Source organism: Bradyrhizobium sp. CCBAU 53340 (assembly GCF_015291645.1).
Lineage (GTDB): Bacteria > Pseudomonadota > Alphaproteobacteria > Rhizobiales > Xanthobacteraceae > Bradyrhizobium.
Genome location: NZ_CP030055.1, coordinates 4615048 through 4640391 on the forward strand (window position 1 = coordinate 4615048; position 25344 = coordinate 4640391).

The 25344-nt window shown below is 64.2% G+C and carries 26 protein-coding genes; 17 read left to right on the forward strand and 9 right to left on the reverse strand.

Annotated features, from left to right (window positions below):
• Positions 1 to 277: 277 nt before the first annotated feature.
• The 3 genes from XH89_RS22030 to XH89_RS22040 all read left to right on the forward strand — a co-directional run bounded on the left by XH89_RS22030 (position 278) and on the right by XH89_RS22040 (position 2825).
• Positions 278 to 529, forward strand: a complete 252-nt coding sequence (locus tag XH89_RS22030) for a sulfur globule protein precursor (protein ID WP_194462519.1) — start codon at positions 278 to 280, stop codon at positions 527 to 529.
• Positions 530 to 742: 213 nt separating this feature from the next.
• A complete protein-coding gene (locus XH89_RS22035) occupies positions 743 to 916 on the forward strand; it encodes a hypothetical protein (protein ID WP_194462520.1) in 174 nt (57 codons plus the stop codon).
• 46 nt (positions 917 to 962) lie between these two features.
• Positions 963 to 2825: an ABC-F family ATP-binding cassette domain-containing protein gene (locus XH89_RS22040; RefSeq protein WP_194462521.1), complete on the forward strand. Its 1863-nt coding sequence runs from the start codon at positions 963 to 965 to the stop codon at positions 2823 to 2825.
• 101 nt (positions 2826 to 2926) lie between these two features.
• On the opposite strand, the gene XH89_RS22045 is transcribed toward XH89_RS22040, so the two are convergent.
• From XH89_RS22045 to XH89_RS22060, 4 genes are all read right to left on the reverse strand, one after another.
• Positions 2927 to 3598 carry a 3'-5' exonuclease gene (locus XH89_RS22045; protein ID WP_194462522.1) on the reverse strand — a complete coding sequence of 224 codons (672 nt, stop codon included), beginning with the start codon at positions 3596 to 3598 and terminating at the stop codon, positions 2927 to 2929.
• Between the two features lies 1 nt (position 3599).
• On the reverse strand, positions 3600 to 5402 hold the full coding sequence (locus XH89_RS22050; RefSeq protein WP_194462523.1) for a putative nucleotidyltransferase substrate binding domain-containing protein: 1803 nt from the start codon (positions 5400 to 5402) through the stop codon (positions 3600 to 3602).
• Positions 5403 to 5519: 117 nt separating this feature from the next.
• The gene (locus tag XH89_RS22055) at positions 5520 to 7211 is read right to left on the reverse strand and encodes a cation acetate symporter (protein ID WP_194462524.1); all 1692 of its coding nucleotides are present in this window, start codon (positions 7209 to 7211) and stop codon (positions 5520 to 5522) included.
• Positions 7208 to 7510, reverse strand: coding sequence for a DUF485 domain-containing protein (locus tag XH89_RS22060; protein WP_194462525.1), 303 nt, complete (start codon positions 7508 to 7510; stop codon positions 7208 to 7210). Before XH89_RS22060 ends, XH89_RS22055 begins: the two co-directional genes overlap by 4 nt.
• A gap of 351 nt (positions 7511 to 7861) precedes the next feature.
• Here XH89_RS22060 and XH89_RS22065 point away from each other — a divergent pair, with 351 nt between their 5' ends.
• Positions 7862 to 8653, forward strand: coding sequence for a class I SAM-dependent methyltransferase (locus XH89_RS22065; RefSeq protein ID WP_194462526.1), 792 nt, complete (start codon positions 7862 to 7864; stop codon positions 8651 to 8653).
• A 28-nt stretch (positions 8654 to 8681) separates the two neighbouring features.
• Here XH89_RS22065 and XH89_RS22070 read toward each other — a convergent pair whose 3' ends face one another.
• The 3 genes from XH89_RS22070 to XH89_RS22080 all read right to left on the reverse strand — a co-directional run bounded on the left by XH89_RS22070 (position 8682) and on the right by XH89_RS22080 (position 11312).
• The gene (locus XH89_RS22070; protein ID WP_194462527.1) at positions 8682 to 9185 is read right to left on the reverse strand and encodes a hypothetical protein; all 504 of its coding nucleotides are present in this window, start codon (positions 9183 to 9185) and stop codon (positions 8682 to 8684) included.
• Between the two features lie 178 nt (positions 9186 to 9363).
• A complete protein-coding gene (locus XH89_RS22075; RefSeq protein WP_194462528.1) occupies positions 9364 to 9816 on the reverse strand; it encodes a DNA polymerase III subunit chi in 453 nt (150 codons plus the stop codon).
• The gene (locus tag XH89_RS22080) at positions 9813 to 11312 is read right to left on the reverse strand and encodes a leucyl aminopeptidase (protein WP_194462529.1); all 1500 of its coding nucleotides are present in this window, start codon (positions 11310 to 11312) and stop codon (positions 9813 to 9815) included. The genes XH89_RS22075 and XH89_RS22080 overlap by 4 nt, the downstream gene beginning before the upstream one ends.
• 339 nt (positions 11313 to 11651) lie before the next feature.
• On the opposite strand from XH89_RS22080, the gene lptF reads away from it, so the two are divergent.
• The 13 genes from lptF (at position 11652) to XH89_RS22145 (ending at position 23838) form a co-directional block, all read left to right on the forward strand.
• Positions 11652 to 12821, forward strand: coding sequence for an LPS export ABC transporter permease LptF (gene lptF / locus XH89_RS22085; RefSeq protein ID WP_194462530.1), 1170 nt, complete (start codon positions 11652 to 11654; stop codon positions 12819 to 12821).
• A complete protein-coding gene (lptG, locus tag XH89_RS22090) occupies positions 12818 to 13915 on the forward strand; it encodes an LPS export ABC transporter permease LptG (RefSeq protein ID WP_194462531.1) in 1098 nt (365 codons plus the stop codon). The genes lptF and lptG overlap by 4 nt, the downstream gene beginning before the upstream one ends.
• Entirely contained in the window at positions 13915 to 16404 is a 2490-nt protein-coding gene (locus XH89_RS22095; RefSeq protein WP_246767584.1) for an LPS-assembly protein LptD, read from the forward strand. The genes lptG and XH89_RS22095 overlap by 1 nt, the downstream gene beginning before the upstream one ends.
• A 69-nt stretch (positions 16405 to 16473) precedes the next feature.
• Entirely contained in the window at positions 16474 to 17406 is a 933-nt protein-coding gene (locus XH89_RS22100; protein ID WP_194462533.1) for a SurA N-terminal domain-containing protein, read from the forward strand.
• Positions 17406 to 18431: a 4-hydroxythreonine-4-phosphate dehydrogenase PdxA gene (pdxA, locus tag XH89_RS22105; RefSeq protein ID WP_194462534.1), complete on the forward strand. Its 1026-nt coding sequence runs from the start codon at positions 17406 to 17408 to the stop codon at positions 18429 to 18431. Before XH89_RS22100 ends, pdxA begins: the two co-directional genes overlap by 1 nt.
• Positions 18431 to 19285 carry a 16S rRNA (adenine(1518)-N(6)/adenine(1519)-N(6))-dimethyltransferase RsmA gene (gene rsmA, locus XH89_RS22110; protein ID WP_194462535.1) on the forward strand — a complete coding sequence of 285 codons (855 nt, stop codon included), beginning with the start codon at positions 18431 to 18433 and terminating at the stop codon, positions 19283 to 19285. The genes pdxA and rsmA overlap by 1 nt, the downstream gene beginning before the upstream one ends.
• A 128-nt stretch (positions 19286 to 19413) precedes the next feature.
• Positions 19414 to 20472: an alcohol dehydrogenase gene (locus XH89_RS22115; protein WP_194462536.1), complete on the forward strand. Its 1059-nt coding sequence runs from the start codon at positions 19414 to 19416 to the stop codon at positions 20470 to 20472.
• 147 nt (positions 20473 to 20619) lie between these two features.
• Entirely contained in the window at positions 20620 to 20844 is a 225-nt protein-coding gene (locus XH89_RS22120) for a hypothetical protein (protein ID WP_194462537.1), read from the forward strand.
• A 289-nt stretch (positions 20845 to 21133) separates the two neighbouring features.
• Complete coding sequence (locus XH89_RS22125; protein ID WP_246767585.1) at positions 21134 to 21544, forward strand: phosphonate metabolism protein PhnM; 411 nt, start codon at positions 21134 to 21136, stop codon at positions 21542 to 21544.
• A gap of 122 nt (positions 21545 to 21666) precedes the next feature.
• Positions 21667 to 21858 carry a hypothetical protein gene (locus XH89_RS22130; protein ID WP_194462539.1) on the forward strand — a complete coding sequence of 64 codons (192 nt, stop codon included), beginning with the start codon at positions 21667 to 21669 and terminating at the stop codon, positions 21856 to 21858.
• A 38-nt stretch (positions 21859 to 21896) separates the two neighbouring features.
• Entirely contained in the window at positions 21897 to 22073 is a 177-nt protein-coding gene (locus tag XH89_RS22135; protein ID WP_194462540.1) for a hypothetical protein, read from the forward strand.
• Positions 22074 to 22134: 61 nt separating this feature from the next.
• Positions 22135 to 22356, forward strand: a complete 222-nt coding sequence (locus XH89_RS22140) for a hypothetical protein (RefSeq protein ID WP_194462541.1) — start codon at positions 22135 to 22137, stop codon at positions 22354 to 22356.
• 204 nt (positions 22357 to 22560) lie between these two features.
• Positions 22561 to 23838 (forward strand): hypothetical protein, encoded by a 1278-nt coding sequence (locus tag XH89_RS22145; RefSeq protein WP_194462542.1) that lies wholly within the window; start codon positions 22561 to 22563, stop codon positions 23836 to 23838.
• Here XH89_RS22145 and gmk read toward each other — a convergent pair.
• Together gmk and XH89_RS22155 are read right to left on the reverse strand one after the other, a co-directional pair.
• Positions 23771 to 24430, reverse strand: coding sequence for a guanylate kinase (gmk, locus tag XH89_RS22150; RefSeq protein ID WP_194462543.1), 660 nt, complete (start codon positions 24428 to 24430; stop codon positions 23771 to 23773). The genes XH89_RS22145 and gmk overlap by 68 nt on opposite strands.
• A 3-nt stretch (positions 24431 to 24433) precedes the next feature.
• Entirely contained in the window at positions 24434 to 25321 is an 888-nt protein-coding gene (locus tag XH89_RS22155; protein WP_194462544.1) for a YicC/YloC family endoribonuclease, read from the reverse strand.
• Positions 25322 to 25344 lie beyond the last annotated feature (23 nt).

The following is a 25344-nucleotide window of genomic DNA, read 5'->3' on the forward strand; positions in this document are numbered from 1 at the left end:
GTTGCGGGGGCTTATATCGGCGCCTTTACGATCCGGCAAGCGACCGCCGGAGCGGCCCACGGATGCGTCGCCGCGGGGGCCACCTGGTGATTTAAAACATGGATTACAACGATTTCACCCAGATGAACCCAATCTGAAGGCTCCGTCAGGGTTTGGTTCAGCCTGGCTGGCGTAACGTCAGGGCCATCGAAACCAAAGCCTCCTCCCGAGGCGGACCGTTTCGGCGGCCTTTCCATCGACGCGATAGCCCCGCGCCGGCAGTTTTGAGGAGATCATCATGTTGAGGAAGCTTTCGCTCGCTGCAGTCGCCGCGGTCGCCTTGGGTGCCGCGCTGGCTCCCACCTCCGCCTCCGCTCACTGGCATGGCGGCTGGGGCTGGGGTGGCGGCTGGCACCATGGCTGGGGCTGGGGCGGACCGCGCTTCTACGCTCCCGTCGCCTACGGCTATGGCTACGGCGGCTGCTACGTGCGCCGGCTGGTCCCGACCCCCTGGGGACCTCGCTGGCGGCTGGTCAACCGCTGCTACTGAGCCTGAAACACCTTCCCTGAGGTGCCGTTCCCCCTGCGGTACCTTCCAAGAGAGGCCCCGGCGTTCCCCCCGCCGGGGCCTTGTATTTGGGCAGATACGGCGAATTCATACAATTTTTACTAGAATGCCGGGCATTCCCAACGCTCGGCGAAACCATTTTGGGGGCCTGTGACTTGGTACCGTGTCGTTAATTTGCACACACGGAACCCTGAGATGGCTGGCCTTTCCGCCAATGACAGCGAACAGATCGACCGGCGCACCAGCCGCTCGATCTGCGACGCCGTGGGCGAGCGGCTTCAGCAGAGCCTTCGTCCGGAGCCCCGGCTTCCCACGCATCTTGAGCAGTTGCTCAACGAGCTGGAGCGGCGCGATCGCGAGTCGCATTGACAAAGAATCGGGTTGCGTTTGATCCCGCCTGCGGTGACAAGGCCGCATGCTCACCATCACCGACCTCTCCGTCCGTCTCGCTGGACGCCTTTTGATCGACAGCAGCTCCGTGCAGATCACGCCCGGTTCGCGCGTGGGCATGGTCGGACGCAACGGCACCGGCAAATCGACGCTGTTCAAGGTGATCCGCGGTGAGCTCGCGGCCGAACACGGCTCGGTAACCCTGCCGCCACGCTGGCGCGTCGGGAGCCTCGCCCAGGAAGCCCCGAACGGACCCGAAAGCCTGATCTCGGTCGTGCTCAAGGCCGACCTCGAACGTGACGCGCTGCTTCACGAGGCCGAGAGCGCCACCGATCCGCACCGGATCGCGGAGATCCAGACCCGCCTCGTCGACATCGACGCGCATTCGGCGCCGGCACGCGCGGCGGCGATCCTCTCCGGCCTCGGCTTCTCGGCTGCCGATCAGCTGCGCCCTTGCGCCGAGTTTTCCGGCGGATGGCGCATGCGCGTCGCGCTGGCCGCGACGCTGTTCGCAGCGCCCGACCTCTTGCTGCTCGACGAGCCCACCAACTATCTCGACCTCGAAGGCACGCTGTGGCTCGAGGATCACCTCGCCCATTATCCGCGCACCGTGATCGTGATCAGCCACGACCGCGACCTCTTGGAAAGCTCGGTCGACCAGATCCTGCATCTGGAGCGCGGCAAGCTCACGCTCTACAAGGGCACTTACTCCTCCTTCGAGGAGCAGCGCGCCGCGCGCGAATTGCTCGATGCCAAGGCGATCAAGCGCCAGGAGGCCGAGCGCGCCCGCCTGCAGGCCTTCGTCGACCGCTTCAAGGCCAAGGCTTCGAAAGCCCGGCAAGCACAGTCTCGCGTGAAAATGCTGGAGCGGCTGAAGCCGATCACGGCGCTGGTGACGGAGGACGTGCGCGAGATCACCTTCCCCGCACCGGAGAAGCTGTTGTCGCCGCCGATCATCGCCGTCGACAACGCCTCGGTTGGCTATGATCCGGCCGCGCCGGTGCTCACCCGTGTCACCTTGCGTATCGACAATGACGATCGCATCGCGCTGCTGGGCGCCAATGGCAACGGCAAGTCGACCCTGGTCAAGCTGCTCGCCGCGCGTCTCGCCCCCTTCTCCGGCAAGGTGACGCGCGCCGACAAGCTGTCGATCGCCTATTTCGCGCAGCACCAGCTCGACGAGCTGAACGAGGACGCCTCCGCCTATGACCACGTCCGCAAGCTGATGGGCGATGCGCCCGAGGCAAAAGTGCGGGCGCGCGCCGGTGCGATCGGCTTTTCCGGCAAGGCCGCCGACACCAAGGCGGGCAAGCTCTCCGGCGGCGAGAAGGCTCGGCTGCTGCTGGGGCTCGCCACCTTCTTCGGCCCCAACATGATCATCCTGGACGAGCCGACCAACCATCTCGACATCGACAGCCGCGCGGCGCTCGCCGAAGCGATCAACGAGTTTCCCGGCGCGATCATCATGGTCTCGCACGACCGCTACCTGATCGAGGCCTGCGCCGACCGGCTCTGGATCGTCGCCGATCGCACCGTCACCAATTTCGACGGCGACCTCGACGACTATCGTCGCATGGTGCTGTCCACGCGCAATGCCGAACCGGCGGCACGCGAGCGCAGCGCTCAAATCGAAAAGCCGCAGCGCGCGAAATCGGACAATCGCGGCTCGCTGAAGAAGCGTATCGCGGAAGCCGAGGCCGAGATCGCACGCGTCACCGAGATCATCACCAAGATCGACACCGCGCTCGCCCTGCCCGACATCTTCACCCGGGATCCCAAGCAGGCCGCGCAACTGTCGAAGGCGCGCGCCAATGCCGCCGACGCGCTGGCGCGCGCGGAGGAACAGTGGCTCGAGGCGAGCGCGCAGTTCGACGAGGCGGCGGGCTAGACCAAAACTGAAAACAACCCCATGCACAGTACGGGTGTCATGACACCTCAATGATCCCGTCTGTAATTGTTGGCCAATCTGTCCCCCGCACCGAGCCTCGATCATGCCCCGGTCGGATTGAAGACCGGGCTGGTACGTTGGCGGGGGATGCGTACGCCGCGCTCGGTCAGGTCGCGCAACTGCACGAACATCATCGCCGTCATCAGTGCATCGTTGAAGGCATCATGCTGTCCGAGCGGCGGAATGCTGAGGTCGCGCAGCATCGCGGCGAATGACAGATCGACCGAGGTGTTGGGCGGCGCGTCGCCGTACTTGCGGTCGTAATAGAGCCGCGACACTTCGATGCGTTCGTTGGGCAGCTCAATGCCCACCAGCGGCAGGATGTACTTGTTCAGCATGGCGATGTCGAAATCGACATAGTAGCCGATCAACGGACGCGGTCCGATGAAGTGCAGAAAGCTCGGTAGCACCTTCCAGACGATCGGCGCAGCCTCGACGTCGGACTTGCGCAAGTGGTGAATCCTGATCGCCTCCGCCCCGAGCTCCCTATCAGGATGGACGATGGCCTCGAAACGCGCGCTGGTCAAAATCCGATTGCCGCGGATCTTGATCGCGGCAATCGCGACAACGTCGTCCGTTCGTACGTTGAGACCCGTGGTCTCGCAATCGATGACGACGAACTCGTCGTCAGGCGCTCGGCCGAACATGAAGCGGTAGGATTGGTCGCTCAGCGTGGCCTGGTGCAACAGTCGCTTGATCGCGCGAGGCAGCATTCTAGAACATGCCGAGCTTGAAGTGATGACCGACGATCTCACGAAATTTCTTCACCACCTGGAGTGCGTCACGCAGGAGGTGGCGTTCCATGCTGGACAGATGCGCCGGCCGCACCAGTGTCCCCGACGCCCCGGCGGAAGCGGCCAGCTGGCCGTCGAGCCGGAGCATCAGCAGGAACCGGAAGGCCTGTTTCAGGTCGCGTCCGAAGTCCGCTTGCAGCACGCCGAGATCACAGAGCCGGGAGATGCGCTTGTCGGTGGAAGTCTCGCGCAGCCCCTGTCCGAGCGCCAGGCTGCGAACGCCGTGCACGATCGGAAAGATGCCACCTTTCTTGAGGTCGAGCGCGTCTCCCGTGCCTTCGGACGTGATCAAATTGTTGAACAGGCCGATCGGGGTCTCGAACGCGTCGACCGCACGCGCAAAGTGGGCCATGAACGCCTGCTCGCCCCGGGTCATATCGATCAGCGCCGTCTTGGCGTCGTCCAGGAGTTGCTCATCGCCCGCGACCGCCTGCGCATCGTAGATGATGGCCACATTCATGTGCCCGGCCTGGTCGGGAAGCACGATCCAGCGGCGCAGATCTGCGAGATAGTCGGAGAGCGGCCTGGACCAGGCCGGATTGCGCACCATGATGTCGCCAGGACACGGTGGAAAGCCGAAACTCTGAAGAGCATCGAAGACGTCGCGACGGAACGCGTCCAGGATTTCACCCTGCACCGGGCCGGCCAGGATGAGGCCGTTGTCCTGATCGGTCCGTACGGTCTGCTCCCCCCGCCCCTCGCTTCCCATCACGATCAGGCAACTGCCGGTGCGCAGCTTCGCCGGCGCGATCATGTCAAACAACCGCGACAGTAGGCGGCGGTTGAGATCGGAGACGATCTCCGCAATGACCTCCACCTTGACCCCTTGCCGCCGCAGTACGCGCGTTTGCGTCTCGATCTCGCGCGCTGCGGTGGCAAGATCCTGCCGGCTTGAGGCACGATCGATGCGGCCGGCCGTGACCTGGGCGCTTCCTGCCAGAAATCCCAACAGGTCGATGTCCTCCAGAATCCCGACGAACTCCTCATCCTCGCGCACGGCAAGCCGCCGCTTGTTGTGCTTGGTCATCAGCAAGAGAGCCGAGGATACGAAATCGTCGCGTCGCAGAGACACGATGTCGTAATTCGCGAGCGTGCCCACCGCGGTCTGAATGGACTGGCGCCCCAGCACCACCGCCTTGGACAGATTCATGCCGGTGACGATGCCGACCCGCTCGCCGTCCCGGACGAACAGCGCATTGCTGTTGATCTCGCGCATCAGGTGTCCGGCCGTCTCGATCGTGTCGCTGGCCGCCAGAAACACCGGCGGATGCAGGAACAATTCGCCGACCTTGGCGTGCATCAGCGAGCCGTAGCGCCGCGCCTCCTCGTCGTTGGCGAGCTCGTCCAGCTTCTGGGAGATCTCGCGGTAGAAGAACGCGGCAAAGCGCGGATTGGCCTTGATCAGTTCGAGGGCGACCTTCCTGGGGATGACATAGCAGAGCGTCTCGTCGCGGGCGACAAACTGGTTGCTGCTATGATCGTGAACGAGCGCGCGACTGTCGAACGTGTCCTTGGGGCCGAGCAATGCGAGCAGGTCGACCTCGCTCCGCTCCTCGACGATGCCCTTGATCACGACATAGAGCGCCTCGACCGCAGCGTCCCGCCTGATGATCGCTTCTCCCGGGCTGAAATAGGCGATGTCGAGCGCGGACCGCAGCCTCTCGGCCTCGCTCGGCGTCAGACGATCGAACGGCGGGTTGCTGATATCGAACGCCTTGGGCATTTCGGCCTTTCGAGGACGCGGACGACCTATAGGACCCGGCGGGGGACCATCAAACTGGTCGCACCGGCGGGGCCAACTGACCCGGCCGGTGCCGAAGCGATATCACCGGACCCTCGTTCAGTGAGCCGTCGCCGAAGCCGCTCCGATGCCGGTCTGGGACCGGACATATTGCGCTTCAAAGCCATCGCGATCGACCGCGGCACGCTTGCTGCGATCCAGGATCGAGAACAGCCAGATCCCCGCAAAGGCGATGGCCATCGAGAACAGCGCCGGATTGTCCAGCTTGATCGGAGCCGAGCCCTTGGCGAAGCCAAGCGTCGCCTCCCAGACGGCTGGCGAGAGCACCACACCGACGACCGCGCTGACCAGACCCAGGAAGCCGCCGATCACGGCTCCCCGCGTCGTCAGGCCCTTCCAGAAGATCGACATCACCAGCACCGGGAAATTGCAGGAGGCCGCGATGGCGAAGGCAAGGCCGACCATGAAGGCGACGTTCTGGTTCTCGAACACGATGCCGAGGAAGATCGCGAGCACGCCGAGCACCAGTGTCGCAATCTTCGACACGCGGATCTCGTCCTGCTCATTTGCGTTCCCGCCCTTGATCACCATGCCATAGAGATCGTGGCTGATGGATGATGCCCCCGCCAGAGCCAGCCCCGAGACGACGGCCAGGATCGTGGCGAAGGCGACAGCCGAAATGAAGCCAAGGAACAGATTGCCGCCCACCGCATTGGCGAGGTGAATCGCCGCCATGTTGGAGCCGCCCTTGATCGCCGCGATTCCGCTCTTGGTCTTCTCGAGGATGCTGCCGTCCAGGAACATCGCGTCGGTCGAGACCAGCGTGATCGCGCCAAAGCCGATGATGAAGGTCAGGATATAGAAGTAGCCGATGAAACCGGTGGCGTAGAACACCGACTTGCGGGCAGCCTGGGCGTCCTTCACGGTGAAGAAGCGCATCAGGATGTGCGGCAGGCCCGCCGTTCCGAACATCAGCGCCAGGCCGAGCGAGATAGCCGAGAGCGGGTTGGAGATCAGAGTGCCGGGCTCCATGATCGCGAGCTTCTTGGGATGCACTTCGGTTGCCTTGGTGAACAGGGCTTCCGGGCTGAATCCGAACTTGTAGAGCACGGCTCCGGCCATGAACGTCGCACCCGAGAGCAACAGCACCGCCTTGATGATCTGCACCCACGTCGTCGCTTTCATTCCACCGAACGTCACGTAGATCATCATCAGGCCGCCGACCAGGACGACTGCGATCCAGTAATCGAGACCGAACAGCAGCTGGATCAGCTTGCCGGCCCCGACCATCTGCGCGATGAGGTAGAATGCAACAGTCACCAGCGAGCCGCATGCCGCCAGGATCCGGATCTCGGTCTGCCCGAGTCGAAACGACGTCACGTCGGCAAAGGTGAACTTTCCGAGATTGCGCAACTGCTCGGCGATCAGAAAGGTGACGATCGGCCATCCCACGAGCCAGCCGACCGAGTAGATCAGGCCGTCGTAGCCCGAGGTGTAGACGAGACCCGATATGCCGAGGAACGATGCCGCCGACATGTAGTCGCCCGCGATCGCAAGTCCGTTCTGGAATCCGGTGATGCCGCCGCCGGCCGAGTAAAAATCTGCAGCCGACGCGGTCCGCTTGGCGGCCCAATAGGTGATGACGAGTGTAAGACCGACAAACCCGACGAACATGCCGATCGCCGACCAGTTGATCGCCTGCTTCGAGCCGCCCTCGACGGCGCCGGCCGCGAGCGCGATGGTGGGTACGCTTGCGAGCAGAATTACCGATAGCCAGGCGAGTCTCTTCACGAGCGGTTCTCCTCGACAATTTTGCGGATGAGTACGTCGTAGCTGGAATTGGCCTGACGGACGTAGATGCCCGTCAGCACGAAGGCGAGCACGATGACAGACAGTCCGATCGGAATCCCGATCGTCGTCACGCCGCCACTCAGCGGTATTCCCAGAAACTTGGGAGCGTAGGCCACCAGCAGGATGAAGCCGAAATAGATGGCAAGCATGATCGCCGACAGCAGCCAGCCCAGCGACGAACGTCGGCGCACCAGCTCCTGGTAATTCGGATCGCGTTCAATCTTTGCGAGGTTGCTCACGTCGATGATCCCCCTGGATGGTCCTCTGAAATTTCTTGCCATGATGGCAACCCCTTCTCTCGGGGAGCCGTCCCACCCTGCTCTGGCGGCAGCACGAGCTCCATGATCCAGATCAAGCGCGGTCGATCCCGTGCGAATGTGTCTGCAGGCGGAGCTCAATCGGGAACATCTGCGTCTGCCCAAGAAATGGCCCGTGTCGCTTGTGCGCATTTGGGGTTAGGCTGGACGCAATTTACGTCAGTGCATTGCGGATGATCCGGCTCTACGGTCGGGAAAGATCGGCCATTTCAGCCCAAGCGATTTCCAACCCAGGCGATATGCAAACAAGGGAATGATGAAGGGATGGCGCAGATGTCTTCGCCCGAACCGATCAAGTTCACCGACGGCGCGGCTTACGAGCGCTTCATGGCGCCCTGGAGCCGATCGGCCGGCAATTTGTTTCTCGACTGGCTGGCGCCACGCCCGGGACTGACCTGGGCGGATGTCGGCGCCGGCAACGGCGCGTTCACCGAGCTCCTGCTTGCGAAATCCGCTCCTTCGTCGGTTTGCGCGATCGATCCTTCCGACGCGCAGATTGCGACGGCACGCCAGAAGTTCGCGGCAAAGCAGGTCGAGCTGTCGATTGGCGATGCGATGGCCCTCCCTTACGACGCTGACCGCTTCGACATTGCCGTGATGGCCCTGGTGTTGTTCTTCGTCCCCGATCCGCGCAAAGGCGCCTCGGAGATGGTGCGCGTCACCAAGCCCGGCGGCATGGTCGCATCCTACACCTGGGACATTTTGCGCGGCGGTACGCCCACGCAACCGCTGTGGGAAGAGCTCGACGCCCTCGGCTTCCCCACTGCGCGCCCGCCGAGCGCGGACATCTCGCGCTTCGAGGCGCTGAAGGCGCTCTGGGCGGAGCTCGGTCTGCGCGAGATCGAGACTCGCGAACTGGTGGTCGAGCGGACATTTGCCGATTTCGACGACTACTGGCTCTCGATGGTCGTCAGCAGCCCGAGCGGCGTGCTCGGAAAGTTGTCAGAAGCCCAGGGCGCGGAGCTCAAAGGCCGGCTCCAGGCGCGATTGCCGGCGAGCGCGTCCGGCGAGATCACGGTTCACGCTTCGGCCACTGCGATCAAGGGACGCAAGGCCCCGTCATGATCGCGATGGGCGGAAGGCCGACGACGCCTTACGTCGCCGCCTTCTTCTTCTTCGCCTTCGGCTTCACCGGTTTTGGCGCGGCCGGCGGTTCGGGATTGCCCTCAATCGCGGACAGGCGCCCCGACGTGAAGGTGTAGATGCCGGCGCGGGGACCTGTGGTCCAGGTCACCACCGCAACGCGGCGGCCGGCGGCATCGCTGGAGAGATTGACGTTCGAGGGCGCGCCGATGCCACGCACGACGTCACATTCGGTGTGTCCGAGCGCGACCGTACCGCCGACAGGCGCCGGCTCCGTCGTCGATGCGTTGGCGTCGGCAGGTCCCGGCGGCGGCGCCATTCCGGGACAGGCACCGTCGGCGCTGACGAGATCCTCGGCGCCAACCGGCTTGTCCGGGGTCAGCGGCGGCGACTCGATCGAGATGTTCTTGATGAACAGGCGGCTCGGCTTGTTGAACCACTCGGCGTCTTTGGCGGACGCCAGCATATCGGTTGCGCCCGAGCAGCCCGCAAGCAGCGGCGCGACAGCGGCCAACGCAACTATGAGCGACCTTGGAAGCTTTTGATGTCGCACGATAAACTAAATTCCCCACGTCAAGGATCAGCGCTAAGCGATTGTCCCAACATCACTTTGCGGCACGAAGGTGGCCAAAACCAGTGTAGCTGCGAAAGTCCAAATTATCATTAATTGCGCAAGGGGGCCAATGAGGGCGCTAATTCCGCCGCTGCCACCGGCCCCGTTCGTCGGCCTGCCAATAGGTGACCTCAAATCCGCGCGTCTTGCAATCCGTCCAGGTGCTGCGGGCCGTCGCAAGCGCGTCCGGGTCATCGCCGTTGAACAGCAGCACCATCCGTTCATAGCCTTCCGCGTCCTCGGGCAGCGCGGCGTTGTCGACCAGGAAGCGGACATTGGCGCCGTTGGGATTGTCCGCCTCGATCGCCAGCACGATCGGCTGCTCGGCCACGTCGTTCACCCGCCATGTCGCATGCGGCAGGAAGGAATCGTCGCGATAGGTCCACAAGTGCGCGTCGAGCGCATCGGCGCGCTCCGGCGAGGTCGACTGCACCACGACCCGCCAGCCGCGCTCGAGCGATTTCTCGAGAAGCGGCGGCAAGACGTTCTCAACCGTCATGTTTTGCAGATGGTAGAAGAGAACTTCCGTCATTTGCGCTCGTAATGATCGGCAACCAGGCGGTCGAGCAACCGGACGCCATAGCCGCTTCCCCAGCTCTGGTTGATGTCGGTCTTGGGCGCGCCCATCGCGGTGCCGGCGATGTCGAGATGCGCCCAGGGCGTGCCGTCGACGAAGCGCTGCAGGAACTGCGCCGCGGTGATCGAGCCGCCGTGGCGGCCACCGGTGTTCTTCATGTCGGCGAACTGGGAATCGATCAGCTTGTCGTATTCGGGGCCGAGCGGCAGGCGCCAGACCTTCTCGCCGCTCTCGATGCCGGCCGCGAGCAGGCGCTCGGCGAGCTCATCGTTGTTGGAGAACATGCCGGCATGATCGGTGCCGAGCGCGACCACGATCGCGCCGGTCAGGGTCGCGAGGTCCACCATGAATTTCGGCTTGGTCTTCTTGGCCACGTACCAGAGCACGTCGGCCAGCACGAGGCGGCCTTCGGCGTCGGTGTTGATGATCTCGATGGTCTGGCCCGACATCGAGGTGACGATGTCGCCCGGCCGCTGCGCGTTGCCGTCGGGCATGTTCTCGACGAGGCCGATGGCGCCGACCACATTGGCCTTGGCCTTGCGCGCGGCGAGCGCATGCATCAAGCCGACGACGCAGGCTGCTCCCCCCATGTCACCCTTCATGTCCTCCATGCTGCCGGCCGGCTTGATCGAGATGCCGCCGGTGTCGAAGCAGACGCCCTTGCCGACGAAGGCGACCGGCGCCTCGCCTTTTTTGCCGCCGTCCCAGCGCATGATCACGGTGCGGCTCGGCCGCACCGAGCCCTGGCCGACGCCGAGCAGCGCGCCCATGCCGAGCTTCTGCATCGCCTTGACGTCGAGCACCTCGATCTTGACGCCGAGCTTGCGCAGTTGGCCGGCGCGGCGCGCGAACTCCTCGGGATACAGCACGTTCGGCGGCTCGTTGACGAGATCGCGCGCGATGATGACGCCATCGACCACCGCACCGGCCGCGGCAAAGGCCTTCTTTGCAGCGCTGACATCGCCGACCGCGAGCGAGACATCGGCGCGCAGCGCGCCCTCCTCGCCGTCCTTCTTCTTGGTCTTGTAGCGGTCGAACTTGTAGGCGCGTAAGCGCAGGCCCGAGGCGATCGCGACCGCCTGCTCGGTGTTCATGGCGCCATCAGGCAATTCCGCCATGATGGTCATGGCCGCGGTACCCGCCTTGAGTTTGCCGGCCGCCAGGCCGCCGAATTTGAGGAAGTCGTTGCCCTTCAGGCTCGAGGCCTTGCCGGTCCCGATCACGATCAGCCGCTCGGCCTTCACGCCTTCCGGAGCAAGGATGTCCAGGGCCGCGCCGCTTTTGCCTTTGAATGAGGCGGCGGCCGCCGCCCGCTTCACGAGCTCGACTGCCCCGCCGAGCGCCTTGGCCGTCGCGGCACCGACCTTCAGAGCATCGTCACAGAACACGACCAGAATGCCACGGGCGGCAGGCGCCATTGGGACAAAGCCGACCTTGATGGCATCGGACATGGGTAACTCCTCGAAAACATGGATCTTTTTGCCGGCCAACCGACACGGCCGCAGGCCGGAGCTGAACGGCGATTCACTCGTCGCTCCCCACTATGGGCGAGATCAGCTGTCGCTGCCAAGCACCGCCCGTGGCCGGGAGGTCACATTGAGGGAAATATTAACCATAGGGTGAGGGTGCCTTGGGTCAGCCATTTTGTTGACGGATCAAAGGGATGGTAGTGAGAAAGTAAGCCTCCGGAAGAGGTGATTGGCCGGCCTTGGGGATCCCTGTCAGGGATTGGTCGGAGAGCCCGGCTTCCGGTGCGCGTTGGGGACTTGGTGGGATTCGTGCGGTAGCGCATGGGGTCGATCGACAGGTATATTTTCCGCACGACGCTGGCGTCGTTTGCGCTGGTCCTGGTCAGCCTCACCGGCGTGATCTGGATTACGCAGGCGTTGCGCGGTATCGACCTGATGACGAGCCAGGGTCAGACCATCATGACCTTCCTCGGCATCACCAGCCTCGTGATCCCCGCGCTGGTGCTGATCATCTCGCCGATCGCGCTGATGATCGCGATCTCGCACACGCTGAACAAGCTCGCGACCGATTCCGAGATCATCGTGATGAATGCCGCCGGCTTCTCGCCGTTCCGGCTGTTCTACCCGTTCTTCTACGCCACCTGCGTGGTGGGGCTGCTGGTCGCCTTCATCGCGGCGTATCTGGCGCCCGACGGCATGCGGCGGATCAAGCAGTGGGACGCCGAAATCACCGCCGATGTGCTCACCAACATCCTGCAGCCGGGCCGCTTCGCCCAGCTCGACAAGAATCTCACGATCCGGATTCGCGAGCGGCTGCCCGGCGGCATCCTCGCCGGCATCTTCATCGACGACCGCCGCGATCCGAACGAGCGCGTCTCGATCGTCGCCGAGCATGGCGAGGTGGTGAAGAACGAGAACGGCTCGTTCCTGGTGCTCAAGGACGGCAATCTGCAGCGCTTCGAGGCCGGCAAGCGTGACCCTGCGCTGGTGGCGTTCGGCCGCTACGGCTTCGACATGTCGAAGTTCGGCAACCAGGGCCACGACGTCACGCTCGGCATTCGCGAACGCTATCTGTGGGAGCTGTTCTCGCCGTCCGAGGACGACCCTGTCTACAAGCAGATTCCCGGGCAATTCCGCTCGGCCCTGCATGACAGCCTGCTCGCGCCGATCTATCCCTTCGCCTTCGCGGTGCTGACCTTCGCTTTCCTCGGCGCGCCGCGCACCACCCGCCAGAGCCGCAACTTCTCGATCGGCGGCTCGGTGCTCGCCGTGTTCGGCCTGCGCATGGCGGGATTTGCCTGCTCGGTGATGGCCGTGAAATCGCCCGGTCCGGTGCTGTTTCAATACGTGATGGTTCTGGGCGCGATCGGCGTCGGGCTGTGGATGATCATCGGCGGCATCGTGGTCGAGCCGCCTGCCGGCCTGATGGAAGCGATCAACAGATCGAACGCGCGGATCGCGCGGCTGCTCGGACGGCCGGCCGCCGCATGAGCATGCTCACCAACACGCTCGGGCGCTATTTCGCCGGCCGCTTCGTGGTCGCCGCACTCGGCGTGTTCGCGGGCATCTTCCTGCTGCTCGTGCTGGTCGATTACATCGAGATGGTGCGCAAGACCTCAGGGCTTGCGTCCGCCTCCGCGATCATGGTGGCCGAGACCTCGCTGTTCCGGGTGCCGCAGCTCTTGGAGAAGCTGACGCCGTTCTGCATGCTGATCGGCGCCATGACCTGCTATCTCGCCCTCTCCCGCCGGCTCGAGCTCGTGGTGGCGCGCGCCGCCGGCATCTCGGCCTGGCAGTTCATCTCCCCGGCGCTCGGCAGCGCGCTCCTGATCGGCGTGATCGCCACCGCCGTCTACAATCCGATGTCGGCTAACTTGCGCGAGCTCTCCAAGCGCATGGAGGCCGAGCTGTTCGGCTCGGCGCCCGGCGGCGGCATCCAGGACGCATCCGGCTTCTGGCTCAACCAGGTGACCAGCGACGGCCAGACCATCATCAACGCGGCGCGCAGCGAGCAGCAAGGTGTCCGGCTGACCGGGCTCACGCTGTTCCGGTTTGATACAGAGCAGCATTTCAGGGAGCGGATCGAGGCGCGCGAGGCGACGCTCGAAGCCGGTCGTTGGCTGTTCAAGGGTGTACGCCGCTTCTCGCTGGACTCCCCGCCGGTCGACCAGGCGAGCCTGGAGATTCCGACGACGCTGACCGAAGCGCAGGTTCGCAACAGCTTTTCCACACCCGAGACTGTGTCCTTTTGGCAACTACCGAGCTACATCCGCTCCTCCGAGAGCTCGGGGTTCGCGACAGCGGGATATCGACTCCAGTATCACAAGCTGCTGGCACAGCCGTTTTTGCTCGCCGCCATGGTGATGCTCGCGGCTTCCGTGTCGCTGCGCTTCTTCCGGATGGGTGGCGTACAGAAGATGGTTTTGAGTGGCGTGGGCGCAGGCTTTCTGCTCTACGTTCTGTCGAAAGTGACTGAAGACTTGAGCAAGGCTGAGTTGATGCATCCGATCGCTGCGGCGTGGTTGCCCGTGGTGGTGGGCGGCCTCACCGGCTTTTTGGCCTTGCTGTATCAGGAGGACGGATAGTGACGGCCGTCCGCCGAGGACATCTGGCTGGCTGGGCGCCGCGCACCCTGGTGCGCGCGAACGCAGGTGGCTTGTCCATTCGCAAGCTCGTGCTGGCCGTCGTCGCTGTCGCCTCGTTCGCCGGCATGATCGATCTTGCCGCGGTGGCGCCTGCCGCCGCCCAGAGCTTCACCTACAATCCGCGGCCGCCACGTCCGACGCCGCCGAAGGCCGCCAATGACGGGCAGATGCTCGTGCAGGCGACCGAGGTCGATTACGACTACAACAATTCGCGCGTCTCCGCGGTCGGCAACGTCCAGCTGTTCTACAACGGGACCAGCGTCGAGGCCGACCGGGTCATTTACGACCAGAAGACCAAGCGGCTCCATGCCGAAGGCAACATCCGCATGACGGATGCCGACGGCAAGATCACCTATGCCGAGATCCTCGATCTCTCCGACGACTACCGCGACGGTTTCGTCGATTCGCTGCGCGTCGACACCGCCGACCAGACCCGCATGGCTGCGACCCGCGCCGACCGCTCCAGCGGCAATTACACGGTGTTCGAGAATGGCGTCTACACCGCCTGCGCGCCGTGTAAGGACGATCCGAAGAAGCCGCCGCTCTGGCAGGTCAAGGGTGCCCGCATCATCCACGACCAGCAGGAGAAGATGCTGTATTTCGAGACGGCGCAGCTCGAATTCTTCGGCGTGCCGCTCGCCTACATGCCCTATTTCTCGACGCCGGACCCGACCGTGAAGCGCAAGACCGGCTTCCTGATGCCGGGCTTCACCTCCTACACGGCGTTCGGCTACGGCGTCGAAGTTCCGTTCTACTGGGCGATCGCGCCCGACATGGACGCGACCTTCAGCCCGCGCATCACCTCCAAGCAGGGCGTGCTGTTCCAGGCCGAATTCCGCCAGCGCCTGATGGACGGCGCCTACCAGGTCCGCGTCTATGGCATCGACCAGCTCAATCCCGGCAACTTCGCCGGCCTGCCGGGCGATCGCCAGTTCCGCGGCGGCGTCGAGACCAAGGGCCAGTTTGCGCTCAACGACAAATGGGTTTGGGGCTGGGACGGCGTCCTGCTCTCCGACTATTACTTCATGTCGGACTATCGCCTGTCGGCCTATCGCGACCCGCTCGGCTCGTTCCTGAACCTGCCGACGGATGCGCTGTCGCAGCTCTATCTGACCGGCGTCGGCAACCGCAGCTTCTTCGACGCGCGGACGATGTACTGGCTGAGCTTCTCGGGTAACCAGCAGCAGGTCCCGGTCGTCTATCCCGTGATCGACTACTCGAACGTGCTCAACTATCCGATCTTCGGCGGCGAGGTCTCCTACAAGACCAACTTCATCAACCTAACGCGTAATGATGCGGCGTTCGATCCGATCACAACGACCTCCAACACCTCCGGCCTCTGCACAATCCTGTCGGCCGACCCCGGTGCACGCAGCATGCCGAATGGATGTCTGTTGCGCGGCGTCCCCGGCACCTACACCCGCCTGACGGCGGAGGCGCAGTGGCGCAAGTCTTACACCGACCCGTTCGGCGAGATCTGGACGCCGTTCGCGATCCTGCGTGCCGACGCGATCAACGCCGACATCTCCAACCAGCCGGGCGTGTCGAACTACCTGCCCGTCGGCGACACCCAGGCGTTCCGCCTGATGCCGACCGTCGGCCTCGAATACCGCTATCCCTTCATCAACGTTCAGCCCTGGGGCTCGACCACGATCGAGCCGATCGCGCAGCTCATCATCCGCCCGAACGAGACCTATGCCGGCAAGCTTCCGAACGAAGACGCCCAGAGCATGGTATTCGACACCACGAACCTGTTCAGCGTCGACAAGTTCTCCGGCTACGACCGCGTCGAAGGCGGCGGGCGCGCCAATGTCGGCGTGCAGGCGACCACGCAGTTCGACAAGGGCGGCGCCGTCAAGGTGCTGTTCGGCCAGTCCTACCAGCTGTTCGGCCTGAACTCCTACGCGGTGCAGGATACCATCAACACCGGCCTGGATTCCGGCCTCGACAAGCCGCGCTCCGACTACGTCGCCAGCGCCGCCTATTCGCCGAACAGCACCTATACGTTCAGCGTCCGCTCCCGCATGGACGAGCAGACCTGGAACATCCAGCGCTTCGAGGCGGAAGGCCGCGCCAACTTCAATCGCTGGTCGGTCAGCATGATGTACGGCAATTACGCGGCGCAGCCGGAGCTCGGCTATCTGACCCGCCGCGAGGGCATCCTGACCTCGGGCTCGATCAAGGTCGCCACCAATTGGGTGGTGACGGGCTCGGCGCGCTGGGACCTCGAAGCCAACAAGATCAACCAATATGTGCTCGGCGCCGGCTATGTCGACGATTGCTTCGTGCTGGCGGCGAACTATGTAACTTCGTATAGCTATTCTGCGGGCACCACGCCGCCCGTGCTGAGCCACGCGTTCATGTTCCAGATCGGCCTGCGCACGCTGGCGACCTCGACTGGGTCCAGCAGTTCCGCCGGCATCCAGTGAACCCGTCCAAAATGCCGGCCGCGCGCTCCCGATCGCAGGATCACCTCGGCTGAGATGCGAGCGACAACCATGACGACCCCATTGCCTGTCTTCCGCCTGCCCCTTCTCGTCCTCGGTGCCGTCCTGGTTCTGGCCGGCGCACCGGCCCGTGCGCAGAACATCGTCGTCATGGTCAACGGCGATCCGATCACCGATTTCGACATCGAGCAGCGCTCCAAGCTCGACCAGCTGACGACGCAGAAGACGCCGGGCCGTCAGGAGGTCATCAACGAGCTGATCGACGACAAGATCAAGATGAAGGAAGGCAAGAAATACGGCGTCGACCCCGGCGTCTCCGACATCAACCAGTCCTACGAGGGCATGGCGCAGCGCATGCGCATCTCGCCCGAGCAGCTCACCAAGTCGCTCGAGACCAAAGGCGTGCGTCCCGAAACGCTGAAGGGACGCATGAAGTCCGAGATGGTCTGGACCAGCCTCGTGCGCGGCCGTTACAAGGAGAAGCTGATCGTCGGCGAGAAGGACGTCGCCGACAAGGTGCGGGCCGAAGGCAACGAGAAGCTCCAGATCGAGGGCACCGAATACAAAATGCAGCCGATCGTGTTGATCGTGCCGCGCGGCTCGTCCTCGGCCTTCCAGGAGACGCGCATGAAGGAAGCCGAGAGCTATCGTCAGCGCGTCACGAGCTGCGACGAAGCCAATTCGCTGTTCCGCTCGACGCCGAACGCCACCATCCGCGAGAGTGTCACCAAGACCACCGCTGACCTGCCGGAAGCTTTGCGCAAGGTGCTCGACGACACTCCGATCGGCCATTTGACCGCCCCGGAAGTGACCAAGGCCGGCATCGAGATGGTGGTGCTGTGCGGGCGCAAGCCGACCCTGATCGATACGCCGAAGAAGCGCGAGATCCGCGAGAAGATGTATCAGGAGAAGTACGAGAAGACCCAGAAGGCCTATCTCGACGAGCTTCGCAAAGCGGCGATGATCGAATATCGCAACCGCTGATGGCGACCTTTCCCGCAAAGCCCCTCGCGCTCACGCTCGGAGAGCCCGCCGGCATCGGCCCCGACATCACCATCGCAGCCTGGCTGAGGCGCCGCGAACTTGACCTGCCCGCCTTCTACCTGCTCGGCGACGAAGCCCTGATCGCGCAGCGCGCCAAGGTGCTCGGACAGGCGCTCGGCGCTGACGTCAGGACCGCCTCGGTCAACCCTGGCGAGGCTGAGGCGGCCTTCGCAGACGCCCTGCCCGTGGTCGCGACCGGCGAGCGGGCGACCGCCAGCCCCGGCAAGCCTGATGCATCGAGCGCACCCGCGGCGCTCGCCTCGATCCGCCAGGCCGTCAGCGACGTGCGCGCAGGGCTCGCCAGCGCCGTCGTCACCAACCCGATCGCCAAGAGCGTGCTCTACCGCGCTGGCTTCCGCCATCCCGGCCACACCGAATTTCTCGCCGAGCTCGCCGCCATTGACGGCCGCGTGCCGCAGCCGGTCATGATGCTGTGGTCGCCGCGGCTCGCCGTCGTGCCGGTGACCATCCACGTGTCCCTGCGGGATGCCCTCACCCAGCTCACCAGCGACCTCATCGTCTCCACCGTGCGCATCGTCGCGACCGAGCTCTCGTCGCACTTCGGCATTGCGCGGCCGCGCATCGCGATATCAGGGCTCAATCCACATGCCGGCGAGGACGGCTCGCTCGGCCATGAGGAGCAGACCGTGATCGCGCCGGCGCTCAAAGTCCTGCGCAACGACGGCATCGACGCCAGGGGACCGCTGCCCGCCGACACCATGTTCCACGAAGCTGCGCGCAGCACCTATGACTGCGCGGTCTGCATGTATCACGACCAGGCGCTGATCCCGATCAAGACGGTGGCATTCGACGATGCCGTCAACGTCACGCTCGGCCTGCCCTTCATCCGCACCTCGCCCGATCACGGCACCGCCTTCGACATTGCCGGCACCGGCAAGGCCAATCCGGCGAGCCTGATCGCTGCCCTGAAGCTCGCCAGCCGCATGGCGGCTGCAAACAGCTGATGAGCGCGATCGACGACCTCCCGCCGCTTCGCGAGGTCATTCGCCAGCATGCGCTGTCGGCGCGCAAATCGCTGGGCCAGAACTTTCTGCTCGATCTCAATCTCACCGCGCGTATCGCCCGCGCGGCCGCGCCACTCGACCAGAGCACCATCGTCGAGATCGGCCCCGGTCCCGGCGGACTGACCCGCGCGCTGCTCGCGCTCGGCGCCAGACGCGTGATAGCGATCGAGCACGACGAGCGCGCGATCCCGGCGCTGAATGATATTTCCGCGCGCTATCCTGACAGGCTCGAGATTGTGCATGGCGACGCCATGACCTTCGATCCGCGACCGCTGCTCGCAGGCGAACGCGCCAAGATCGTCGCCAACCTGCCCTACAACATTGCGACCCAGCTCCTGATCAACTGGCTGACCGTCGAGCCCTGGCCGCCCTGGTTCGACATGATGGTCCTGATGTTTCAGCGCGAGGTCGGCGAACGCATCGTCGCACGCGAGGACGAGGAGGCCTATGGTCGTCTCGGCGTGCTCGCCAACTGGCGCTGCGAGACCAAGATCCTGTTCGACATCTCGCCCTCCGCCTTCGTGCCGCCGCCGAAGGTCACCTCCTCCGTCGTGCGCCTGGTGCCGCGCGCCGAGCCGCTGCCCTGCGATCGCAGGCTGCTCGAACAGGTCGCGGCCGCCGCCTTCGGCCAGCGCCGAAAGATGCTGCGCCAGAGCCTGAAATCGCTCGGTGTCGATCCGGCGCGACTGGCACAAGCCGCCGGCGTCGATGCGACGCGGCGCGCCGAGACCATTCCGATCTCAGGCTTTGTTGCCATGGCCCGTGAATTGGCAGATATACGCAGCGAAGCGTGACAAAGCATGATCCGCACCCGAAGGGCCGCGTTAGCGCGAAGTGCGAAGCGGTTTTCCGACGAGATCATGCTTAATTGACAAAACCAAAGCGCGATCACCGCGCTTTGGTGAATTCCGGAGGAAAGAAAATGGCGTTGATGCGTCGGCAGTCCCTGGTCAAGTTTGATGCGCCACTGTGCGAGACCATCGTCGACACGCCAAAACCCCAAGGCGCCGAAGTGCTGGTGCGCATCGAGCGCTGCGGACTCTGCCATTCCGACCTGCACATCCAGGACGGCTATGCCGATCTCGGCGGCGGCAAGAAGCTCGACACCACGCGCGGCATGACGCTGCCCTTCACGCTCGGCCACGAGATCGCAGGCGTCGTCGACGAAGTCGGCCCCGAAGTGCCCGCTGGTCTGATTGGCGCGAAGAAGGCGGTGTTTCCCTGGATCGGCTGCGGCCAGTGCCGCGACTGCAAGGCCGGCGACGAAAATCTTTGCGCGAAACAGCGTTTCCTCGGCGTCTCCATCGACGGCGGCTTCGCCACCCACGTGCTGGTGCCCGACGTGAAATATCTGCTCGACTACGATCCCCTGCCCGTCAACCAGGCCGCGACCTTGATGTGCTCCGGCGTCACCGCCTACGGCGCGCTCAAGCGCCTGGTCGATCGTCCGCGTCAGCGCAATCTGTTGCTGATCGGTCTCGGCGGCGTCGGCATGATGGGCCTGTCGTTCGCGCAAGCCATGTTCAAGCAGCCGATCACGGTCGCCGATCTGTCGCCGGCCGCACGCGAGACGGCGCTGAAGAACGGAGCAGCTGGCGCCTACGATCCGTCCGAGCCCGACGTGATCAAGCGCATCCTGAAGGAGACCGACGGCGGCTTCGACGAGGTCGTCGATTTCGCCGGCAACGAGAAGTCGATGGCATTTGCGGTCGCTGTCGCCGCACGCGGCGGCAAGGTCGTTGTGTCCGGCCTGATGGGCGGTCAGTTCACGCTGCCGATGGTGCAATGGGTCTACAAGCGCCTCACCGTCGAGGGGTTCATGGTCGGCACGCTCGCGGAAGCCCACGAGCTGATGGCGCTCGCCCGCGCTGGCAAGATCAAGCCGACGCCGATGCGCGAAGAGCCGATGGGCGATGTCCAGAAGTGGATCGACGAGCTGCGCGCCGGCAAGGTGGTCGGCCGCATCGTGCTAAAGAACTGACACAGATGATGTCGGCTCGCTAGGGTTCCTCTCTCCCCGGCGAGGGCGAGAGAGGTGCGGCACCTCTCAGCGTGTGCTGACGCGCGACAAGATGGCCGGCTCGCCGCCGCGCGCGGAACGGCCGTCCGGGCACGGCGTTGGCAGCGCATGTCCATTCGCTGCACGGTCGAGAGCGCATTCTTCATCGCCTGGAGCTTCCTCGAGAAGAGCGGCGAGCTCGGCCCGCCTGACACCTCGGCGAACTTCATTCTCGATGCGATCGAGGCGCAGCTCAGAACCGGCGAGCGCCGGCCGCTGATGCTCGCCAACAAAGCGATCGACGCATATCGGAACCTGAGCCGCTTGTCGGCCGCGCGCGAAGCCCGCGGGTAGAGCGGCCGGCGGCGCCCACGCGGCGGACATGGACAGTTCAATGCGCGCATGCCTCTGTTCACTCCTGAACAGAGCGCCCCGCTCCGTTTCGAAATTCCGTAGTTCTCCGGAGAAGAACAAAGTTCGAGGCGTGGCAAGTGTGCAACGTGAAGAGGCGCGGCATGCCGGTGCCCGCCAATGTCCCGGTCCCGGAAGCTGAATTCCAGTCCCGCGTCGCGAGGTTTCACACCAAACCTGCCGAATTCCGATAGCCGCCACCCCGGAAAGTTACGTTAATCCAAAGCACAACTTGCATTGGCGCGCGAACGGCGTTCAATGGCTGCTTAAATCGCCAGCACATTTCCTGACCTTTGGTTTTTCAATGCAGACCGTACTTATCATCCTGAGCATCTGGCTCCTCATCAACGTCCTCTTCGTCGTGATCATGATTCCGCCGCGCAAGCCGCGGAAGCCAGACCAGACGCGCGCTTCGAGCGGGCTTGCGCCTGTCCCGATCGGCCGGCACGCCTATGCTGTGGACGAGGACGAGAAGGTCTCGTTGCGCCACACCATCATCGCCATTGCGATGGGAACGCTGCTGTCCCTGACTCCGCCTCTGCTGCAAGCCTTCGATGACATCAAGCGGATGATCGGCAAACACCGCGATCCGCAACGACAAGCCAACGCAGCGGGCGACGAGAAAGACGTCTCGAAACACTAGCGCTCCGCCCTACCCCCGATCACGTCAGGCTGGCCCCGATCACATCAGACCCGAGGGCTTGGAACACTGCGCGCGTGCGCCGCGTTGCCCTCTCGTCAAGGCAACGACGGAGTCTGAATTGCATGACGAAGCCGCTGACAAAAACGGTGCAGCCAGTTCCCGACGAGAATCAGAGCCACAAAGGCGCCGGCAGTACGCCGACAGTTCCCGTCGACACCACCAAAGGCCATCGCGACGACGAGAAGCAGAACATTCGTGAGCAGGCTGCGCATGGCAATCTCACCCAGAACACCAGCAACCGGCGCATGGGATAGCCGAACACCAGGGGGATTCGAACGCAGGAGACACGAACTTGGTCAGTCCAGGAAAATGGTACGATCCGATCTCCGAACGCTGGATCGCGCCGCGCGAACTTCACGCCGCAGTCCAATCCCCCCATGTGACCGAGAACCACGTCCTCGAGCTTCAGAGGAATGTCGAGATCGCGCGCATCTGGCGCGCGCTGGTCGATTGCTGCGCGGGCAAGTGACGCTCTTGCCGCTTACGCGATGGCAGAGAAGCGCGTCGTCCGCCGCATGGCTGCCCCCCGCATGACCGAACCTGCATCCTCAGCAAGGCCCATCGCAACGGCAATCCGCTATCTCGCGATCGTCGTCGGCTGTGCAGGCCTCCTCCTCACCGCGATCTGCTTTGTCATCGCCTGTCAGGTCTTCATCCAGACCGGCGTGTTCGCGCAATCCTACGTGATGGTGGGATTGATCAGCGGCGTGCTGGGCCTGCTGGCGCTGAAGCTGGCGAACGTGTGGAGATAGAAGGGGTGCGCCCGCCATTTCATCGGCAGCACGGAACCGCGCGCTGTTCTGATGCCCTCGAAATGACCCAATTCGCGACGGAACGAACGCCGCGCAGGCCCGATTCAGGCCACATCCTCTCCGGATTTGCGGCTCATTGCCACCTAACTCTTTGTTGAGAAAGGGAAGGTAACGAGTTGCGTCATGCGTAACCGGGAGACCAGGATGGGCAACCGCACCGCAAAATTTATGTCCGCGCTGATTGGCACCGTCATTGCCGGCGCACCCTTGGCTGCCGTTTCGCAGAACGCGCCGACTCCGCCCAGCGCTGCAAGCACGACCAATGCCGCCAGCGATTGCCTCGCTTCGCCCAAGGGCGCCACGCCGCAGGGCCAGCACTGGTTCTACCGGCTGGACCGCGCGACCAAGCGGCAATGCTGGTATCTGCGCGCCGAAGGCAGCAAGGCCACCCAGAGCGCGCAGACGACATCAGATACGCCCGATGCAGTTCCCGCTGCGCCACCATCGGTGCAGAACGCACGTGCAGAATATGTCGCGCCGCAGACCAGCCCCGCAGCGAGCGCCCCGGCACCGGCCACAGCCTCACCGCAGCCGGCGCCTGGTATCGCCGCGGATGGCAATGCCCCGCAGCCCGCAGCCGTCACACGTGATCCCGATGCCGCCGCGGCCACCACTTCACCCGCGCCGCAATCTGCGCCCGCCTCCGCGCCTGAAACGGCCGCCGAGCAGCCGAGCGCGCAACCGACCACGCCCCCTGCTCCGGCGACACCCGCCGCGACAGATAGCGCAGCCGAAAAACCGACCGGCTCGCTCCAGATGTTGCTGCTCGTCATCGGTGGCGCGCTCGCGCTGGCCGGCCTCCTCGCCAGCGTGATCTACCGCTTCGCCGGCGGACGCGTGCGCGTGCAGACGGCCGATCGCCGCGTAAACTGGGACAACAGGCAGGATCGCGACGACAGCCGCGCGCCTTGGCTCAATGCAGTACCGGCACCTGCGCCACGTGTGGAACGGCCGCTTCCGATCGACTTCGACGCCATTCGTCCGCAAGCCCGCCAGATCGCCGCATTCAGCGATGCGATCGGTCGGATCGCTGCGCAGGGTCGTCCCACAGAGATTGCGACCGCAGAGGTCGACGAGACCGAGGACGAGGCCGAGATCGACTATTTCGAGGGCGAATTCGAGATCGAGGCGCCAGCGCTTCAGCTCGCGGCCGACAGCCATGATGAGGAAACGGTCGATCGCGATGCGGATGCCCATCAAGAGCACGCAGGCGACGCGGAGGTGCACGAAGAACACGCGCACCACGAAGAAGATCACGCGCGCGACGAAAAGTCCGTCGACATCGACATCATCACGGCGCTGCTCGAACGGCTGGCAGCGGAAGGGCCGCGGCTGTCGCAGCCCAGCTTCGAACCTAGCCTTGAAGCTGACCTTGCAGCCCTCGCACGAAGCTCACGAGGCCAGTCCGCCGCTCGCGCTTGAGGCGTTCAGCCTTCAGGATCGACTGCACCTCTGCGAAGGCATCATCAACATTGTGGTTGATGACGATGTAATCATACTCGGCCCAGTGGCTCATCTCGTGGCTGGCGCGGCTCATGCGCTTGCGGATGACCTCGTCCGAATCCTGCGCGCGCGAATGCAGCCGCTTCTCGAGATCGGCCGCTGAAGGCGGCAGGATGAACACGCGAACCACGTCGACGCTCGCCTTCTGATGCAGTTGCTGCGTGCCCTGCCAATCGATGTCAAACAGCACGTCTTGCCCGGCCGACAGTGCCGCCTCCACAGGAGCACGCGGCGTCCCGTATAGATTGTCAAAGACGGTGGCCCATTCGAGCAGTTCGCCCTGTTCCACCATAGTTTCGAACTTGGGCTTACTTACAAAGAAATAATCGCGCCCTTCGACCTCTCCCGGCCGCATCTGACGCGTGGTCGCCGACACCGACATCTTCAGGCCAGGCTCTCGCTCCAGCAGCATCCGAGACAGCGTCGTCTTGCCTGCGCCCGATGGCGAGGACAGCACGAACATCAATCCGCGCCGTTCGACACCGTCAGTTCCGTGACCGCCAGTCGTCATCGATCACTCCAGATTCTGGACCTGCTCGCGGAATTGCTCGACCACGTTCTTCATGGCGAGCCCGATATTGGTCAGCTCGATGTCGTTCGACTTCGAGCAGCAGGTGTTGACCTCGCGGTGAAACTCCTGCGCCAGGAAGTCGAGCTTGCGGCCGATCGGGCCGCCCTTGCCGATCAGCTCGCGAGCCTGCGCGACATGCGAGGCGATGCGGTCGAGCTCCTCGCGGATGTCGGCCTTGGTCGCGATCAGGATCGCTTCCTGCATCAGGCGGTCGGAATCGAAACGATCGGAGGTATCGAGCAGAGCTGTGATCTGCTCGGCGAGCTTCGCCTTGATCGCCTCGGGCTTGCGCCCCGGCGCGGCCTCGGCCTTTTTCGAAAGTTGCTCGATCTCGTCGACCCGCAGGGTCAGGATCTGGCCGAGCGAGGTGCCCTCGCGCTTGCGCATCGCCACGAGTTCGTCGAGCGCCTTGTCGAAGGCCTCGGCGGCAGCGGCGCGCGCGGCCTTGTCCTCCTCCTCGTCGCCCTCGGGCTCGGCGACCTCGACGACACCCTTGATGGCGAGCAGACCGTCGATGCTCGGCGCGACCGCGTCGACCTTTCCGGAGATCACGGCGGCGGCCTTCAGCACGGCGTTGAGCACGTCCTCGTTGACGCGGACGGTGGCGGCCGCATTGGTCCGCTTGACGTTGAGATTGGCGTAGACGGTGCCGCGCGACAGCAGTTCACCCGCGCGCTTCTTGGCGTGGGCCTCGAGCTCGTCGAACCCCTGCGGCAGCCGCACCCGGAGGTCAAAGCCCTTGGCATTGACCGACTTCAACTCCCATTCGAACGTATACGGCCCGCTTGCGCCGTGGCATCTCGCAAAGCCGGTCATGGACGACAGCGCCATCAGGTCAAATTCTCCGGAAACAT

What these genes read in the sequence shown, in the direction of transcription:
- XH89_RS22030 (WP_194462519.1), top strand. Translation starts at nt 278, where the DNA reads ATGTTGAGGAAGCTTTCGCTCGCTGCAGTCGCCGCGGTCGCCTTGGGT.
- XH89_RS22035 (WP_194462520.1), top strand. Translation starts at nt 743, where the DNA reads ATGGCTGGCCTTTCCGCCAATGACAGCGAACAGATCGACCGGCGCACC.
- XH89_RS22040 (WP_194462521.1), top strand. Translation starts at nt 963, where the DNA reads ATGCTCACCATCACCGACCTCTCCGTCCGTCTCGCTGGACGCCTTTTG.
- XH89_RS22045 (WP_194462522.1), bottom strand. Translation starts at nt 3,598, where the DNA reads ATGCTGCCTCGCGCGATCAAGCGACTGTTGCACCAGGCCACGCTGAGC.
- XH89_RS22050 (WP_194462523.1), bottom strand. Translation starts at nt 5,402, where the DNA reads ATGCCCAAGGCGTTCGATATCAGCAACCCGCCGTTCGATCGTCTGACG.
- XH89_RS22065 (WP_194462526.1), top strand. Translation starts at nt 7,862, where the DNA reads ATGTCTTCGCCCGAACCGATCAAGTTCACCGACGGCGCGGCTTACGAG.
- XH89_RS22075 (WP_194462528.1), bottom strand. Translation starts at nt 9,816, where the DNA reads ATGACGGAAGTTCTCTTCTACCATCTGCAAAACATGACGGTTGAGAAC.
- XH89_RS22080 (WP_194462529.1), bottom strand. Translation starts at nt 11,312, where the DNA reads ATGTCCGATGCCATCAAGGTCGGCTTTGTCCCAATGGCGCCTGCCGCC.
- lptF (WP_194462530.1), top strand. Translation starts at nt 11,652, where the DNA reads ATGGGGTCGATCGACAGGTATATTTTCCGCACGACGCTGGCGTCGTTT.
- lptG (WP_194462531.1), top strand. Translation starts at nt 12,818, where the DNA reads ATGAGCATGCTCACCAACACGCTCGGGCGCTATTTCGCCGGCCGCTTC.
- XH89_RS22100 (WP_194462533.1), top strand. Translation starts at nt 16,474, where the DNA reads ATGACGACCCCATTGCCTGTCTTCCGCCTGCCCCTTCTCGTCCTCGGT.
- pdxA (WP_194462534.1), top strand. Translation starts at nt 17,406, where the DNA reads ATGGCGACCTTTCCCGCAAAGCCCCTCGCGCTCACGCTCGGAGAGCCC.
- rsmA (WP_194462535.1), top strand. Translation starts at nt 18,431, where the DNA reads ATGAGCGCGATCGACGACCTCCCGCCGCTTCGCGAGGTCATTCGCCAG.
- XH89_RS22115 (WP_194462536.1), top strand. Translation starts at nt 19,414, where the DNA reads ATGGCGTTGATGCGTCGGCAGTCCCTGGTCAAGTTTGATGCGCCACTG.
- XH89_RS22120 (WP_194462537.1), top strand. Translation starts at nt 20,620, where the DNA reads ATGTCCATTCGCTGCACGGTCGAGAGCGCATTCTTCATCGCCTGGAGC.
- XH89_RS22130 (WP_194462539.1), top strand. Translation starts at nt 21,667, where the DNA reads ATGACGAAGCCGCTGACAAAAACGGTGCAGCCAGTTCCCGACGAGAAT.
- XH89_RS22140 (WP_194462541.1), top strand. Translation starts at nt 22,135, where the DNA reads ATGACCGAACCTGCATCCTCAGCAAGGCCCATCGCAACGGCAATCCGC.
- XH89_RS22145 (WP_194462542.1), top strand. Translation starts at nt 22,561, where the DNA reads ATGGGCAACCGCACCGCAAAATTTATGTCCGCGCTGATTGGCACCGTC.
- gmk (WP_194462543.1), bottom strand. Translation starts at nt 24,430, where the DNA reads ATGACGACTGGCGGTCACGGAACTGACGGTGTCGAACGGCGCGGATTG.
- XH89_RS22155 (WP_194462544.1), bottom strand. Translation starts at nt 25,321, where the DNA reads ATGGCGCTGTCGTCCATGACCGGCTTTGCGAGATGCCACGGCGCAAGC.